Source organism: Pseudarthrobacter sp. PvP090, from assembly GCF_040547365.1.
In the GTDB taxonomy this organism is placed as follows: domain Bacteria; phylum Actinomycetota; class Actinomycetes; order Actinomycetales; family Micrococcaceae; genus Arthrobacter.
Map to the genome: position 1 here is coordinate 1 of NZ_JBEPPO010000008.1, position 14109 is coordinate 14109.

The 14109-nt window shown below is 66.4% G+C and carries 12 protein-coding genes and 1 pseudogene; 7 read left to right on the forward strand and 6 right to left on the reverse strand.

Going from position 1 to position 14109, the window contains the following annotated elements; translation table 11 throughout:
* The 3 genes and pseudogenes from ABIC21_RS10785 to ABIC21_RS10795 form a co-directional block, all read left to right on the forward strand.
* A pseudogene (locus ABIC21_RS10785) lies at positions 1–287 on the forward strand (3-oxoadipyl-CoA thiolase); the annotation flags it as partial.
* A 372-nt stretch (positions 288–659) separates the two neighbouring features.
* Positions 660–1103 carry a M23 family metallopeptidase gene (locus ABIC21_RS10790; RefSeq protein WP_354350582.1) on the forward strand — a complete coding sequence of 148 codons (444 nt, stop codon included), beginning with the start codon at positions 660–662 and terminating at the stop codon, positions 1101–1103.
* Between the two features lie 245 nt (positions 1104–1348).
* Complete coding sequence (locus ABIC21_RS10795; RefSeq protein ID WP_354350399.1) at positions 1349–2857, forward strand: APC family permease; 1509 nt, start codon at positions 1349–1351, stop codon at positions 2855–2857.
* Positions 2858–2869: 12 nt separating this feature from the next.
* On the opposite strand, the gene ABIC21_RS10800 is transcribed toward ABIC21_RS10795, so the two are convergent.
* Both ABIC21_RS10800 and ABIC21_RS10805 read right to left on the reverse strand, forming a co-directional pair.
* Complete coding sequence (locus ABIC21_RS10800; protein ID WP_354350400.1) at positions 2870–4306, reverse strand: DUF2252 domain-containing protein; 1437 nt, start codon at positions 4304–4306, stop codon at positions 2870–2872.
* Between the two features lie 215 nt (positions 4307–4521).
* Entirely contained in the window at positions 4522–5292 is a 771-nt protein-coding gene (locus ABIC21_RS10805; RefSeq protein ID WP_354350401.1) for a potassium channel family protein, read from the reverse strand.
* Between the two features lie 124 nt (positions 5293–5416).
* On the opposite strand from ABIC21_RS10805, the gene ABIC21_RS10810 reads away from it, so the two are divergent.
* Positions 5417–6355: a 5'-3' exonuclease gene (locus ABIC21_RS10810; protein WP_354350402.1), complete on the forward strand. Its 939-nt coding sequence runs from the start codon at positions 5417–5419 to the stop codon at positions 6353–6355.
* A gap of 20 nt (positions 6356–6375) precedes the next feature.
* On the opposite strand, the gene ABIC21_RS10815 is transcribed toward ABIC21_RS10810, so the two are convergent.
* On the reverse strand, positions 6376–6549 hold the full coding sequence (locus tag ABIC21_RS10815) for a hypothetical protein (protein WP_354350403.1): 174 nt from the start codon (positions 6547–6549) through the stop codon (positions 6376–6378).
* A gap of 20 nt (positions 6550–6569) precedes the next feature.
* Positions 6570–7979, reverse strand: a complete 1410-nt coding sequence (locus ABIC21_RS10820) for an aldehyde dehydrogenase family protein (RefSeq protein WP_354350404.1) — start codon at positions 7977–7979, stop codon at positions 6570–6572.
* A gap of 313 nt (positions 7980–8292) precedes the next feature.
* Between ABIC21_RS10820 and ABIC21_RS10825 the strand changes: the two genes are divergently transcribed.
* Entirely contained in the window at positions 8293–9774 is a 1482-nt protein-coding gene (locus ABIC21_RS10825) for an APC family permease (RefSeq protein WP_354350405.1), read from the forward strand.
* A 121-nt stretch (positions 9775–9895) separates the two neighbouring features.
* On the opposite strand, the gene ABIC21_RS10830 is transcribed toward ABIC21_RS10825, so the two are convergent.
* Together ABIC21_RS10830 and ABIC21_RS10835 are read right to left on the reverse strand one after the other, a co-directional pair.
* A complete protein-coding gene (locus ABIC21_RS10830) occupies positions 9896–10855 on the reverse strand; it encodes an AraC-like ligand-binding domain-containing protein (protein ID WP_354350406.1) in 960 nt (319 codons plus the stop codon).
* 112 nt (positions 10856–10967) lie between these two features.
* The gene (locus tag ABIC21_RS10835) at positions 10968–11594 is read right to left on the reverse strand and encodes a TetR/AcrR family transcriptional regulator (protein ID WP_354350407.1); all 627 of its coding nucleotides are present in this window, start codon (positions 11592–11594) and stop codon (positions 10968–10970) included.
* Between the two features lie 121 nt (positions 11595–11715).
* Here ABIC21_RS10835 and ABIC21_RS10840 point away from each other — a divergent pair, with 121 nt between their 5' ends.
* Complete coding sequence (locus ABIC21_RS10840; protein ID WP_354350408.1) at positions 11716–13632, forward strand: primary-amine oxidase; 1917 nt, start codon at positions 11716–11718, stop codon at positions 13630–13632.
* Between the two features lie 49 nt (positions 13633–13681).
* The gene (locus ABIC21_RS10845) at positions 13682–14104 is read left to right on the forward strand and encodes a hypothetical protein (RefSeq protein WP_354350409.1); all 423 of its coding nucleotides are present in this window, start codon (positions 13682–13684) and stop codon (positions 14102–14104) included.
* Positions 14105–14109 lie beyond the last annotated feature (5 nt).

The following is a 14109-nucleotide window of genomic DNA, read 5'->3' on the forward strand; positions in this document are numbered from 1 at the left end:
GCATCGGCTGGGACCAGGTCGGCGCCGTCGAACTCAACGAGGCCTTCGCCGCGCAGTCCCTGGCCTGCATCAACGCCTGGGGCGTCGACCCCGGATTCGTGAACCGGCACGGCGGCGCGATCGCCATGGGCCACCCCCTGGGCGCCTCCGGCGGCCGCATCCTCGGCACCCTGGCCCGGTCCCTGCAGGCCTCCGGCGAACGCTGGGGCGTCGCCGCGATCTGCATCGGCGTCGGCCAGGGCCTCGCCGTCGTCCTCGAAAACGTCACCGCAACCGCGAGGAGCTAAGCGGTTCCTCGTCAGGGAGGGTCTGGCCGACGCCGGACCGGGATGGATGGGCGTCGGGCTGGCCGACTCCCGGTATCAGTCCATCCCGGGCAGGTGTGGCTCAGTGCCCTCTTGGCTGCCTCTTTGGGCGCTCATTTCTTAGCGGCGGCCTAGAAAGTGAAATCCAATGCCGGTACCAGGATTCGGGTGGGAAAGCTTGTGTTCCAACGCCACGACAAGGGTGACTTCGACCGGCCGCCGGGGTGTCCGCCCCGACGGACGGCTCACGCCGACTTGCTGGCCGTGGTTGTATTCGTGGTTCTCGGACTCCTGGCGCCGTGGCTTCCAGTTCGCACCACGGCCGAGGCCGCCGTGGCCGTCTCCGCCAACCGAATGGCATTCACGACGTCGGCCGCTGGGACGGCCGGAAATGCGGCGACTCCGCCCGCGGTGCCCGCACGGTCGGTTCCGGTGGTGGCGGACCCCGCCGGGATCCTCTCTTTCGAACGGGTCGAGGTCGAAACCATCGCAGCGGACGGTACACGAGAAAGGACCGTTGCCTCCCGTGGACTTGCGCGTCCATCCGCGGGAACGTTGCTTGCGCCTTTGGAAGTCCTGAAACCGTCTTCTCCGTTTGGACTCCGAATCAATCCACTCAGCGGCGCTGCCGGGGAATTTCACTACGGGCAGGACTTTGCGGCAAAGTGCGGGACCCGTGTCTACTCATCCGACGCAGGTGTGGCACGGGCAGTCGGATGGCATGCCTGGGGCGGCGGTAATCGCGTTGAAGTCGACCATGGCAACGGGATCATCACAACCTACAATCATTTGGGGTGACCCGGCGCCTGATCCGGGGGGCACTCCGACCGATCCGGGGGACCTCCCGCCCGGTCAGGTGGACCTTCCGGTTGCGCCCGATCCGTAAGCGCTCGGCCGGGAGACTCCTGGCTGCTCCCGGCGTGACGCCGCGGTACTCGACGTTGGTTGTTGCCAAAGCGACTTGGGTGGGGTCAGAGTGAGGCATCAGTGTCGGGTCCTGCGCGGCTCACCGGGGAGCCGCGCAGCTGCAGGGGAGGTCAACCATGAGCACAACTGAAGACAAAGTGTTCGATGCAACTCCCGAAGGGGATCAACCCGAGCTCAAGCGGGTCCTGGGACCCAAGCTCTTGCTGCTGTTCATCGTCGGTGACATCCTCGGTGCCGGTGTCTACGCCGTCACCGGAACCATGGCCGGAACGGTCGGTGGCCTCGTCTGGCTGCCGTTCCTGCTCGCGTTCATCGTCGCGACGTTGACCGCGTTCTCCTACCTAGAGCTGGTGACGCAGTATCCGCAGGCGGCCGGTGCTGCGCTTTACGCCCACAAGGCCTTTGGGATCCACTTCGTGACCTTCCTGGTCGCCTTCGCCGTCGTCTGCTCCGGCATCACCAGTGCATCGACATCCGCGAACGTACTCGCCCAGAACCTCTTCGGGGGCCTGGTGATCAACGGCTGGATGAGCATGCCCGGGCAGGGTGCGGTCACTGCCGTTGCGATGGGCTTCATGTTGGTGCTGGCGGCGATCAACCTGCGGGGAGTGGGCGAGAGCGTGAAGTTCAACGTGGTGCTCACCCTGGTCGAGATGACCGCCCTGTGCATCGTGATCGGCGTCGGCTTCTCCGTGATCGCCCAGGGAGGCGGGAACTTCGACGAGATCACAGTCTTCACCGACTCCCAGGACAAAGGACTGTTCCTGGCAGTCACCGCGGCCACCTCCATCGCGTTCTTCGCGATGGTTGGGTTCGAGGACTCGGTGAACATGGTCGAAGAGACCCAGAATCCCGAGCGGATCTTTCCGCGGACCATGCTGACCGGTCTCGGCATCGCGGTGATTCTTTACATGCTGGTGGCCGTGTCCGTGGTCAGTGTGCTCACGCCGACCGAACTCGAGGGAATCAGGGAGGCAGAAGGCGCCGCGCTCCTCGAAGTGGTCCACAAGGGCTCACCGGACTTCCCGATCGACAAGGTCTTTCCGTTCCTGGCGGTCTTCGCCGTCGCCAACACCGCATTGATCAACATGTTGATGGCCAGCCGCCTGATCTACGGCATGGCCCGCCAGAACGTCCTTCCGCGGTCGCTGGGAAAGGTGCTTCCGGAACGCCGTACTCCGTGGGCCGGCATCGCCTTCTCGACTGTCCTCGCGCTGGGGCTGATCTGGTACGTCACCAGCGACCCGGACAGCAACGTCGTCGCGAACCTCTCCGGCACCACGGCGTTCCTGCTGTTGTGTGTTTTCACCGTGGTGAATGTGGCCTGCCTCGTACTCCGCGGCAAGCGGGACCCGAACCGCCAGGTGTTCTTCACCTCGCCCGGGCAGCTGCCGTTCGTCGCGGCCCTGCTGTGTGCTTTCCTCGCCGGGCCGTGGGTCGGCCGGCCCGTCATCCAGTACCAGATCGCCGGGGGGCTGATGGTGATCGGCGTCGTGCTGTGGTTCATCACGTGGCTGATCACCAGGCGCAACAACACCAGGACGCGCGAACGGACGGGCGCACCGGCCGGCATACAGAACGTCGGCAAGGACGACCAGCTCCCGCCGCTTCCGCCCGGCCGCTGACAATCCGGAGGCCTAGATGGCCTCGGTTGCCTCCAGCCGGCCGGAACGGACCGCGTCGGCAAAAGCCTGGTAGTCCTGTTCGTTCTGGTCGGCGTAGCGTCCGGAGAAGTCGGTGATGGACCGGTCGAACTTATCGCTCTTGCCCAGATAGGCGGCGATCGCGATCGGGTCGCCCGACCGGGCGTGGGCACGGGCGAGGGTCCACCCGCAGACGTGGGCGTAGAGCGACATGCCGAGCGGCTTCATCCCTTCCACAACGGCTGAGCCCTTCATGTCACGCAGTTGGCGCCAATACAGGTACCGGTTGTCCTGCACGCCTTTGGTCCACCCCAGGAAGATGTCGCTCGCGGCCTGCATCATCCGCTGCCCCTGCACAACGCGCTCGCCCGGCTGCTTGTAGCGGCTCTTCGGCAAATGGTCCTCAAGCACCGACCTCGTGGCCTCCTTGACCTGCAGGAACAGCGGATCCTGCTCATCCCGCCCCTGAAGCAAGGCGATGAACGCCCGCGTGCCGACGCTGCCGACGCCCACGACCTTGCGGGCGACGTCAATGACTTCGAAGTGCTCAAGGAGATGGCGCCTGTCATCCGGCAGTGTGGCCCGGTAGGAACGGAGCTGTTCACGAACCGCTTTCTGAACCTCGTCGCCAGACATACCGTACGTGGCTGCCAGTTCCCGTACGGGTATGACAATCGGTGGCTGGCTGACGATTTGGTACTTCCCGTCAACGCGCTCGGCGAGCTTGGACAGTGCCTGCAGGCTGTCTCTGGTGTGCGCTTTAGCGACGTTCTGCCGGGCCGCCTTTCCCAAGCCTTCAGCAGCCTTCTTGAGGGCCTTCCCCTTCTGGCTTGCCACGGCCAGGTCGATCGTTTCCATCAGCTGATCCTCGGACAGGCGGGCATACCAGATGTCCAGGGTACCCATCTGCGCGAACTCGGCCATCGCCTCGCGGTACGCCCGGACGGCGGCGAGGGTGACGTCGCGCGTTTCTTCCGCGGTGAATGCGTTGTTCCGCGCAGCAATGGTGAAGCTCGCCGCCATGCGTTTGACGTCGTATTCGAAGGGCCCGGGCAGTGTCTCGTCGAAATCGTTGAGGTCGAATAGCAGGGTTCGCTCTGGTGAGGCGAATACGCCGAAATTGGAAAGGTGTGCGTCACCGCACAGTTGGGACACCAGGCCGGCCCGGGGGGTGTCCTTCAGATCGGTTGCCATGATCTTGGCCGCACCCCGGTAAAACGTGAACGGTGAGACCAGCATCCGGCCGTGACGCACCGGTACCAGGTCTTGTTCCCGGGTGAGGTTCTGTTCCTCGAGCAGTGCGACGGGATCGGGGCGGTCGGGCGCGGGAACCCAACCCGTGTGGCTGGAGACGGGAGTCTGTTCCCGGCACCCTTTGCCCTTCGCAAGACGTTCCTCGACGCTCGGGTGCTTGACTTTGGTCTCGGCCATGATCGGCGACCTCCCACTTCCGTCAGGAACCGCCACCGGCACTGGGTGCCTGGGTCCGGTCCCGGCTGAGCGCGCAAAGGCGCCTTGGCTCCGTGCTCATCAAAATGGCTGCATGGTCATGTATCTCGACCGCCGTCACAATGCGATTGTGGCCCCGAAGCGCCTAATCGTCAACGCACCGGCGAGACCGCCCGAGGGTCGGCGCATTGCTTCCCCTACCCGGGCTCCTTGCCCGGTTTGTCCTCAGTGTGGCCACGTCCGGTTTCCTGCTGGCCCAGGGCCAGCCGGTGATGGAGCCTCTCGACCTGCGCCGTAAGCCGGGCGAGCTCCTCGTTCCTTGCCGTTTCGTCCGCTCTCACCCGGGCATCGGTTGCGGCCGCCACACTTTCAACCAGCCAGGAAGACACGGTCGCGGTGACCATACTCAGAACGACGAAGCCGCCGATCATCAGAGCGGCCGCAGCCCAACGACCCAGTATGGTGACGGGATAAAAGTCGCCGTAGCCGATGGTGGTGATGGTGACCATCGCCCACCACAGGGAATCACCCATCGTGGTGATATTCGCGTTCTGGGCGCTCTTTTCGAAGCTGAGGACGCTCAGGGCCACGGTGTAGATGAGAATGATGGCGGATGCAATGACGTAGGCCATAACACGCGACCTGATGGCAGTGCCCGGTGCCCGGTCCATGACTTGACGCAACGTGAAGGGCCGCAGTAGCCGCAATGGACGCATCACCGGAAGCACCACCATAAGCAACTCAAAGGGGTGGCGGATGAACCATCGACCCGGCTGGGGCGCGAGGAGCAGTTTCACGACGTAGTCGACGCCGAAGGCAGCCCATGTTGACCAGATGACAATGACCAGAGCGTCCGCGTAGGGGGCGGGCGGTTCCGCGATGATCAGAATGGAATACGCCGCCAGGAAAAGGAAGGCCGCACCAACGAGGGGCCACTCGGAATACTTCTTCCATGTCTCTTGCTTCATGGCTGAATCGTAGGACGTTGCTCCCCGGATGTCCTCAGGAAATGGCATGACGTCCTGACCGTCGACGACGACACGGAACAGTGACCGTCCAGCGCGAACGTGCCCGGCCGTGTCAGGATCAGGTATGCCCCACCGCCTGATGCTGCTGGACACCGCGTCGCTCTACTTCCGCGCCTTCTACGGCGTGCCCGATACGATCCGCCGCGCCGACGGCACGCCGGTGAACGCCGTCCGCGGCCTTCTCGACATGATCGCGCGGCTCACCACCGATTACGAGGCGACCCATCTCGTTGCATGCTGGGACGACGACTGGCGTCCGCAATGGCGGGTCGACCTCATCCCCAGCTACAAGTCGCACCGCGTTGCCGAAGTGGTCGCGGGTGCCCCCGACGTGGAGGTCGTGCCGGACGCGCTCGAGGCGCAGATTCCGTTGATCCGGCGGGTGCTCGAGCTCGCCGGCATCGCCGTCGTGGGGGCCGCCGAACACGAGGCCGACGACGTCGTCGGCACCTACGCCAGCCACGCCGGGCTACCGGTCGACGTCGTGACAGGGGACCGCGACCTCTTCCAGGTCGTCGACGACGCCCGCCAAGTGCGGGTGATCTACACCGCGCGCGGCATGAAGAACCTCGAAGTCCTCACCGACGCTGTCGTCGTCGACAAATACCGCGTGCTGCCACGGCAATACGCCGACTACGCGACGCTCCGCGGCGACACCTCCGACGGACTGCCGGGCGTCGCCGGCATCGGCGAGAAGACCGCCGCGTCCCTGCTTGGCGAGTACGGCACCCTCGACGGACTGCTCGCCGCGGCGGCGGATGCCGGAAGCGGGCTGTCAGCGTCGGTGCGGTCGAAGCTTGCAGCGGCCGCGGACTACCTTGCGGTCGCGCCCGCCGTCGTGAACGTCGTTCGCGACCTCGAGCTGCCTTCGCTGGAAGAGGCGGGCGCGCAGCTGCGCCCTGTCGCCGGCGATTCGCGTGCCGAACTCGAACGTCTCGCGGCCGAGTGGAACCTCGGCGGCTCGGTCAGGCGCCTCCTCGACGCGCTCGACCTCCGTGGGTAGGGGACCGGCCGGCGCAGGGCTCAGCGCACCGGCGCCGTACTGTTGCGCACCAGGTAAGAGTTGTCATAGCCGATGAGTGAGAGCTGCGACGGAACGCCGATGCCGTGGTCATCGGCAAGGCTCCCGGTGTCATCCGGGAGACCTGCTGTCTCATGGTTGAGGGCCGGCGCCCATCGACGCCGGCCCTCAACCATGGAGCCCCGGTGCTGCAGTCTCAGCCGTTGATCACCTGCGGGACACCGAGGGCCTTGAGGCCCTCGACGCCGAACTCGAGTCCGTAGCCGGACTGCTTGGCCCCGCCGAAGGGAACGCGGGGGTCCACGGCCCCGTGTTTGTTGATCCACACTGTTCCCGCTTCGACCCGGGCCGCCACCGCACGGGCCGCGGCCGGGTCTGCTGACCAGACGGAGGCGCCCAGGCCGACGTCGAGGCCGTTGGCCATGGCCACTGCCTCATCGACGGTGCTGTAGCGGATGATCGGCAGGGCCGGGCCGAACTGTTCCTCGGCGACGAGGGGGTTGTCATTGTCGATGTCGGCCACGAGCGTGGTGGGGTAAAAGTAGCCCGGCTGGTCTGCCGCCGGGTTGCCTCCCAGCAGGATCCGGGCGCCGGAGCCGCGGGCGGCATCGACGAGCCCTGCCACGATGTCGAACTGCTGCCTGTTTTGCAGCGGGCCCAGGACGTTCACCTCGTCGAGTCCGACGCCCATCGGCATTACCGCGGCGACGGCGGCGAGTTCCGTGCAGACCGCATCGTAGATGTCGTCATGGACGTACAGCCTCTTGAGGGCCGCGCAGGTCTGCCCGGTGTTGATGAAGGCACCCCAGAACAGGCCTTCCGCGATCGACTTCGGGTCGGCGTCGGGGAGGACAATGCCGGCGTCGTTGCCGCCGAGTTCGAGGGTGAGCCGTTTGACGGTGCCGGCGGAGGATTTGATGATCGCCTTGCCGGTGGCGGTGGAGCCGGTGAACATGATTTTTCCGATGGCGGGGTGCTCGGCCAGACGCGCGCCGACCTCGCGTCCGCCGGACACGACGGACAGCAGGCCCTCCGGCAGTTCCTGGTTCAGGACGCTGACCAGCGCCAGGACGCTGAGCGGGGTGTATTCGGAGGGTTTGACCACCACGGCGTTGCCCATCCGCAGGGCGGGGGCGATTTGCCAGACGCTGATCATCATGGGCCAGTTCCACGGCCCGATCGCACCGACGACACCGATCGGGCGGTAGCTGACGACGGCGTGGGTCTCGCCGTCGTCGACCACGGTTTCCGGCTCCAGCCCGGTGGCGGCCGTGGCACGGAGCCAGGCCGAGCAGGCGCCGACTTCGAAGCGGGCGTTGGGGCCGTTCAATGGCTTGCCCTGCTCCCGGGAGAGCAGCCGGGCGAGTTCCTCGGCGGAGCGGTCGACGGCGTCGGCGGCCCTGAGCAGCGCAGCGCTGCGGGCGTCGTGACCCAGCGCGGCCCAGGCCGGCTGCGCGGCCGCCGCGGCGGTGATGGCGCGCTCCAGGTCCGCAACGTCATGAACCGGTGCTTCCCCCACGGGTTCGCCCGTGGCCGGGTCGAGAATCGTGCGGGTCAGGCCGGACGACGGCGTGATGGCGGCGAGAAGGGCATCGTAGGTTTCCATCGGTACTCCACTTCGAGTAGTTAAGGTGCAGCTGGTGATCCGTCCGGCCCTGCGGCCTGAAGACGCTGCTACAAGCGTCCTCCGGCGGAAGCCCGGTGGCTTGTCTCTGCGGGAACGACTCTTGACGACGAGCGAACGATGGCGGCAACGTTCAAAGCGGGAGATTCGGAGCGGTGCGGAAAAGGCGTCGCTGCGCTCAGCTACAACAAACGGTCACTGATCGACAAGAGCCGGACACGGGGCCGCTGCCATGCTGGTTTGCACGGTGCCAGGCACCACTGACCCAGCACTCATGACCGTTAAGAAGGATCCAATGAGTATTTCAAATTCCGAGTCCCGGACCGCAGAAACCACTCCCCGGCACGAGCCCTCCACTGCCCTGCGCGCCGGCAGCGTCGGTGTCATGGGCATTCTGTTCTTTGTTCTGTCCGCCCAGGCGCCCCTCACCGGAATCGTCGGGGCGTCCCCGCTGGCGGCAGCGCTCGGCAATGGCCCCGGAGCGCCCGGCGCCTATCTGGTGGTCGGCATTGTCATCGTGATCTTCGCGGTGGGTTTCGTGGCCATGAGCCGGAAGATCCAGGCCAACGGCGCCTTCTACGCCTACGTCACGGCGGCGTTCGGGCGGAAGACCGGCGCCGGCGCCGCGTGGCTGGCGCTGCTGGCCTACAGCACCGTGCAGGCTGCCATGTACGGCCTCTATGGCGCGGCATTTTCCGGCCTTCTCGGCAGCGCCGGAATCAGCGTCCCCTGGTGGGTGCTGGCTGTGGTGACCATGGCCGGCGTGCAGGTCCTGGGTTCACTGAACATCGAACTCGGCGCCCGGGTCCTGGCAGTTCTCGTTGGCCTGGAGGTCGCGATCCTGCTGATGTTCGGGCTGACCGTGCTGTTCCGGGGCGGGGGACCGGAAGGACTCAGCATTGCCGCGTCTTTCTCACCCGAGGCGATCGCCAGCGGCGCCCCCGGCGTGGCCATCATGTTCGCGGTGGCTTCCATGTTCGGCTTCGAATCCACCGCCATCTATTCGGCCGAGGCCAAGGACGCCCAGCGGACCGTGGCCCGGGCCACCTACCTGTCCGTGGGCGTCATCGCCGTCTTTTTCTCCTTCATTTCCTGGATGCTGGTCAGCTATTACGGCCCGTCGCAGGTCGTCGGGGCGGCGGGGGCGGCCCTGGAGTCCGGCGACTCCACGGCGTTCGTGCTCACGCCCATGGTGGAGCTGTTCGGGCCGTGGGCAGGGGTCACCACCGGAATTCTGCTCGTGACGTCCCTGCTGGCCGGCATCATCGCCTTCCATAACGGCATCAACCGCTACCTGCATTCCCTGGCGCTCCGCGGTTCCCTGCCCGGCATCGTCGCACGGACCAATGTGCACCGGGCCCCGGCGGTGGCAGCCCGGATCCAGACCGGCATCGCCCTGCTGCTGGTGGCGCCCTTCGCGCTGCTCGCCCTGGACCCGGTCCTGACCCTCTTCTCCTGGTTCAGCGGGCTGGCCGTTGCGGCACTGCTGGTGCTGTACATGCTGTCCTCCCTTGCCGTCGTCGTGTATTTCCGGCGCGAACGGGTCTCCGGGCAGTACTGGCAGACGCTCGTGGCGCCGGTGCTGGCCACCGTCCTCCTGGCCTGGGTGCTTTACCTGGTGGTCAGCAACTTCACATCCCTCATTGGCGGCAGCGCCGAAACCGCCGTGGCGCTCCTGGCGGCCGTCCCCGCGGTGTTTGTGGCCGGACTGCTGGTGGAGGTCCGGGTCCTGGGCCGGGGCGGAAACCGGGCCGGAATGGCGGAGTCCGTCGGTTAGAACACCACTGCGCCGGAAGCCGGGCGCCAGGACGACGACGCGAGGGTGTGGTTCCGGACTTTCCGGAACCGCGCCCTCCCGTCGTTGCCGCGGTCGTTGCCGCACTCGATGCAGGGGCCTCTCAGGCGCCGCGGCGCCAGTCGCTGGGGGACTGGCCGAAGGCATCCCGGAACGTGCGGCTGAAGTGCGCCGCATCCAGGAATCCCCAGCGGGCGGCGACCGTGCCCACGGAGTCCCCGGCATGCAGCGGATCCCGCAGGTCCCGCCGGGTCCGTTCCAGCCGCTGGCTCCGGATCCAGCCGGAAACGGTGGCGCCCGATTCGTGAAAGACGTTGTGCAGATGGCGGGTGGAGATGAAGTGGGCCGCGGCGATGGAGGCGGGGGAGAGGACGGGGTCGGAGAGATTCGCCTCGATGTACTCGCGGACGGAGGTGGCGAGGAGCGCCTGCGGCTTCATCCGGTCCGGAGTCATGGACAGTTCTGCATGGAGCATCGTGGACACGAGGTCGAGGGCGTTGGTGGTCAACCGGGAACCGCTGGGGCCGTTCAGGACGTCCAGGTTTTCCGCGAGCTGGGCAATGAACGGCCCGACGATGCCGGTGAGGCTGCCGCCGGCGGCCATCCGCACGGCCGAGAGCTGCCCCACGCATTCCGGCGGCAGTGACAGGGCATCGTAGGGGAACATCACCACCATCACGCGGGCCTGCTCCTCGAACGCCAGCGTGTACGGCCGGTCGGTGTCATAGATCGCGAGGTCACCCGGACGCAGCACGGCTTCGCGGTTGTCCTGGATGAGGAGCCCGGTTCCGTGGAGCTGGAGGTTGAGTTTGAAGTAGCGCTGGCCGGACTGCGCAATCAGCGCGGGAGTGCGGTGGACCTCGTGGCTGGACGCCGTGACCTCGACGATGCACACGCGGTCGAGCAGCCGGGACCGCATACGGCCGCTGAAGGTGTCCGGATCGCCCGTCTGGGCCGCGAGCGGGACGAAGGACTCTGCGACCAGGTGCCTCCAGTGGTCAAAGGAGGTTGCCACGCTGGTGCAGACGTCCTGCGAGGCTCGGTGGGTGGTAGCTGAGGCCATTGCAGATCCTGACGCCGTCATAATCCTGGGGGTGTGTCATGGGACACAGTCCTTTCAGGTTAGCGCCGGCGGCCGCCGGTGTCATCTTTTTTCGACACTCGGCGAAAAAAGATTAGCGGGCCGGGCTGAGCAGGCCAAGGTAGCCCTCCAGTTGGGCCACGAGGGCCGCACTGAGTGGCTGGCCGGCCGCGGGCCCCTCCGCCGTCAGCTCTGGAGGCGCAAGTGCGGCGGTAATCTGCGCGCCCAGCAGCATGTTCAGCAGTTGGCCGGCAATGGCGTCATCCGGAACCGGGGTGGTGACGTCGCCGTTCATCCTGGCCTGGCCGAGGTATCCGAGGATCATGTGGTGCCACTGGTCCATCGAGGCGCGGTGGATTGCGGATTTCTCCTCGTCATTGACCGCCTTCTGCCAGAAAGGGATGACGATCCGCGCCTCGTTCACGCGCTCCTCGTCGAGCGGGAGCACCTCGCGGCAGAAGTCCCGCAGGGCCGGTAGGCCAGATTTCCCGGCGGTGACCGCTGCCACCCGCGCATTGGTCCGGTTGAAGACATGGTTGAAGGCGAAGGCCAGCAGGACGTCCTTGGTGGGGAAATAGGGCTTGAGGGCGCCGTTGGCGAACCCTGCCTCGATGGCGATTTCGCGCATGGTGGCACCTTCGATGCCCAGCCGGGCAATGATCCTCCACGTCGCGTCCACGAGCTCCAGGCGGCGCTCATCATGATCAACAATCTTTGGCACGGAACTGCTCCCCGGGAAATATTTCGTGGCCGACTCTTGTGGCACATCTTACGGATCGGTATTCTCTACAACTATAGAAAATAAAAATCCGACCCGCAAAGGTCCCGGACAGAAGGCCGCCATGATGCCCCCAATTACTGACACCGCTGCGCCGTACCGCCTGGCGACGGGCGCCGAAATCGCCGAGGTCCGGAGCGTCCTGCTCGCTGCCGGCCTGCTGGGACCGAAGAAGCGCATTGCCTACCTGGGCCTGCTGGATCCGGCCCGCGAGGCCGCCAGGGACGGTGAAGACCGCCGCTTCCGTGTGTTCATCCACGACGTCGACGGGGGCCGCCCGGCGGACGTCACGGTCTCCGTGACGGCCAAGGCGGTGGTTTCCGCCGTTGAGCTGGACACCGCCGTCGTGGGCGAGCTCCCGGTCCTGGAGGAAGAGTTCGAGGTGGTCGAGGAACTGCTGGCTTCGGATGCGCGGTGGCTCAAGGCGCTGGCCGCGCGCGGACTGGACGCCGGCAAGGTCAGGGTCGCACCCCTGTCTGCCGGTGTCTTCGAGTACCCCGAGGAGAGAGGCCGCCGCATCCTCCGCGGGCTGGCGTTCGTGCAGGAGTTCCCGGAGGACAGCGCCTGGGCACACCCCGTCGACGGGCTCGTGGCCTACGTCGACGTGGTCAGCAAGACGGTGACCCGGGTACTGGACACAGGAGTTGTGCCTGTTCCCGCCGAACACGGCAACTACACCGATCCGGAGCTGACCGGGCCGCTGCGGACCACGCAGAAGCCCATCAACATCACGCAGCCCGAAGGGCCCAGCTTCACCGTGACCGACGGGAACCACGTGGAATGGGAGAAGTGGAGCGTCGACGTCGGCTTCGACGTCCGGGAAGGCGTCGTCCTGCACAACATCGCCTTCCAGGACGGAGACCGGCTGCGACCGATCATCAACCGGGCGTCCATCGCCGAGATGGTGGTGCCCTACGGTGACCCGTCGCCGATCCGCTCCTGGCAGAACTACTTCGACACGGGCGAGTACCTCGTGGGCCAGTACGCCAATTCCCTGGAACTGGGATGCGACTGCCTGGGGGAGATCACCTACCTCAGCCCGGTTATCAGTGATGCCTTCGGCAATCCGCGCGAGATCCGCAACGGCATTTGCATGCACGAGGAGGACTGGGGCATCCTGGCCAAGCACAGCGACCTCTGGTCCGGCATCACGTACACCCGGCGCAACCGCCGCCTGGTGATCTCGTTCTTCACCACCATCGGGAACTACGACTACGGGTTCTACTGGTACCTCTACCTCGACGGCACCATCGAGTTCGAGGCCAAGGCCACCGGCGTCGTGTTTACCAGCGCCTACCCCGAAGGCGGCTCGGACAACATCTCCCAGCTGGCGCCGGGACTGGGCGCCCCGTACCACCAGCACCTCTTCAGCGCCCGGCTGGACATGGCCATCGACGGCTTCACTAACCGCGTGGAAGAAGAGGACGTGGTCCGGCAGGTGATGGGCGAGGGCAACGAACGCGGCAACGCCTTCTCCCGGAAACGGACCGTGCTCAGCCGCGAATCGGACGGCGTCCGCGAGGCCGACGCCCGCAGCGGGCGGACCTGGGTCATCTCGAACCCCGACTCACGGAACCGGCTGGGCGAAGCCGTGGGCTACAAACTCCACGCCCAGGGCCAGCCCACACTGCTGGCGGATCCCCAATCCTCCATTGCCCGCCGGGCGGCATTCGCCACCAAGGACCTCTGGGTGACCCGCTTTGCCGAGGACGAACGCTACCCCACCGGCGATTTCGTGAACCAGCATGCCGGCGGAGCGGGGCTGCCGGCCTATGTCGCGCAGGACCGGGACATCGACGGCCAGGACATCGTGGTCTGGCACACTTTCGGCCTGACCCATTTCCCCCGGACCGAGGACTGGCCCATCATGCCGGTGGACACCGTGGGCTTCAAGCTGCGGCCGGACGGCTTCTTTGACCGCAGCCCCGTGCTGGACGTCCCGGCCTCCGCCCAGCCGGCCGGCGGCCACTGCCATGCGTAGCAGCTAAGGCATGGCGCGGATTCGGGCGTGGGGCCGGTCGGCCGGCCCCATGCTCCACGCCAGGATGTGCGCCGCCGTGACGGCCGGCTCCTGCCTCTTCCACGTGTGGCTGGTGGCAGAGAACCAGCACGCACTGTGGCTGAATGCGTTGATGGTTGCCATGGTTGCCGTGTGCCTCCCGTGCACCGTGCACATTTGGCGGCACCTCCGCGTCGGCGCCCTGCAACGGGTTATGGCCGGTGCGCTGGCGATGGCCCTCCTGCACGCCTTCCTGTTCCTGGGCGCCGGTGCCGCCGGCCACAACCACGCACCGTCAGTCGCGGCCGCGACAGGACCGGGGGGCCACTCAGCGGCCATGTCGCTGGGGGTCATCGGGTTGGAACTTACGACGGCGTTGCTCGCCGCGACGTTGGTGGCCCGGCTCCGAATCCGGCGCCGGCGTGCATCAGCTTTTTCGGCGGTTGCGGCTTAGTAGTG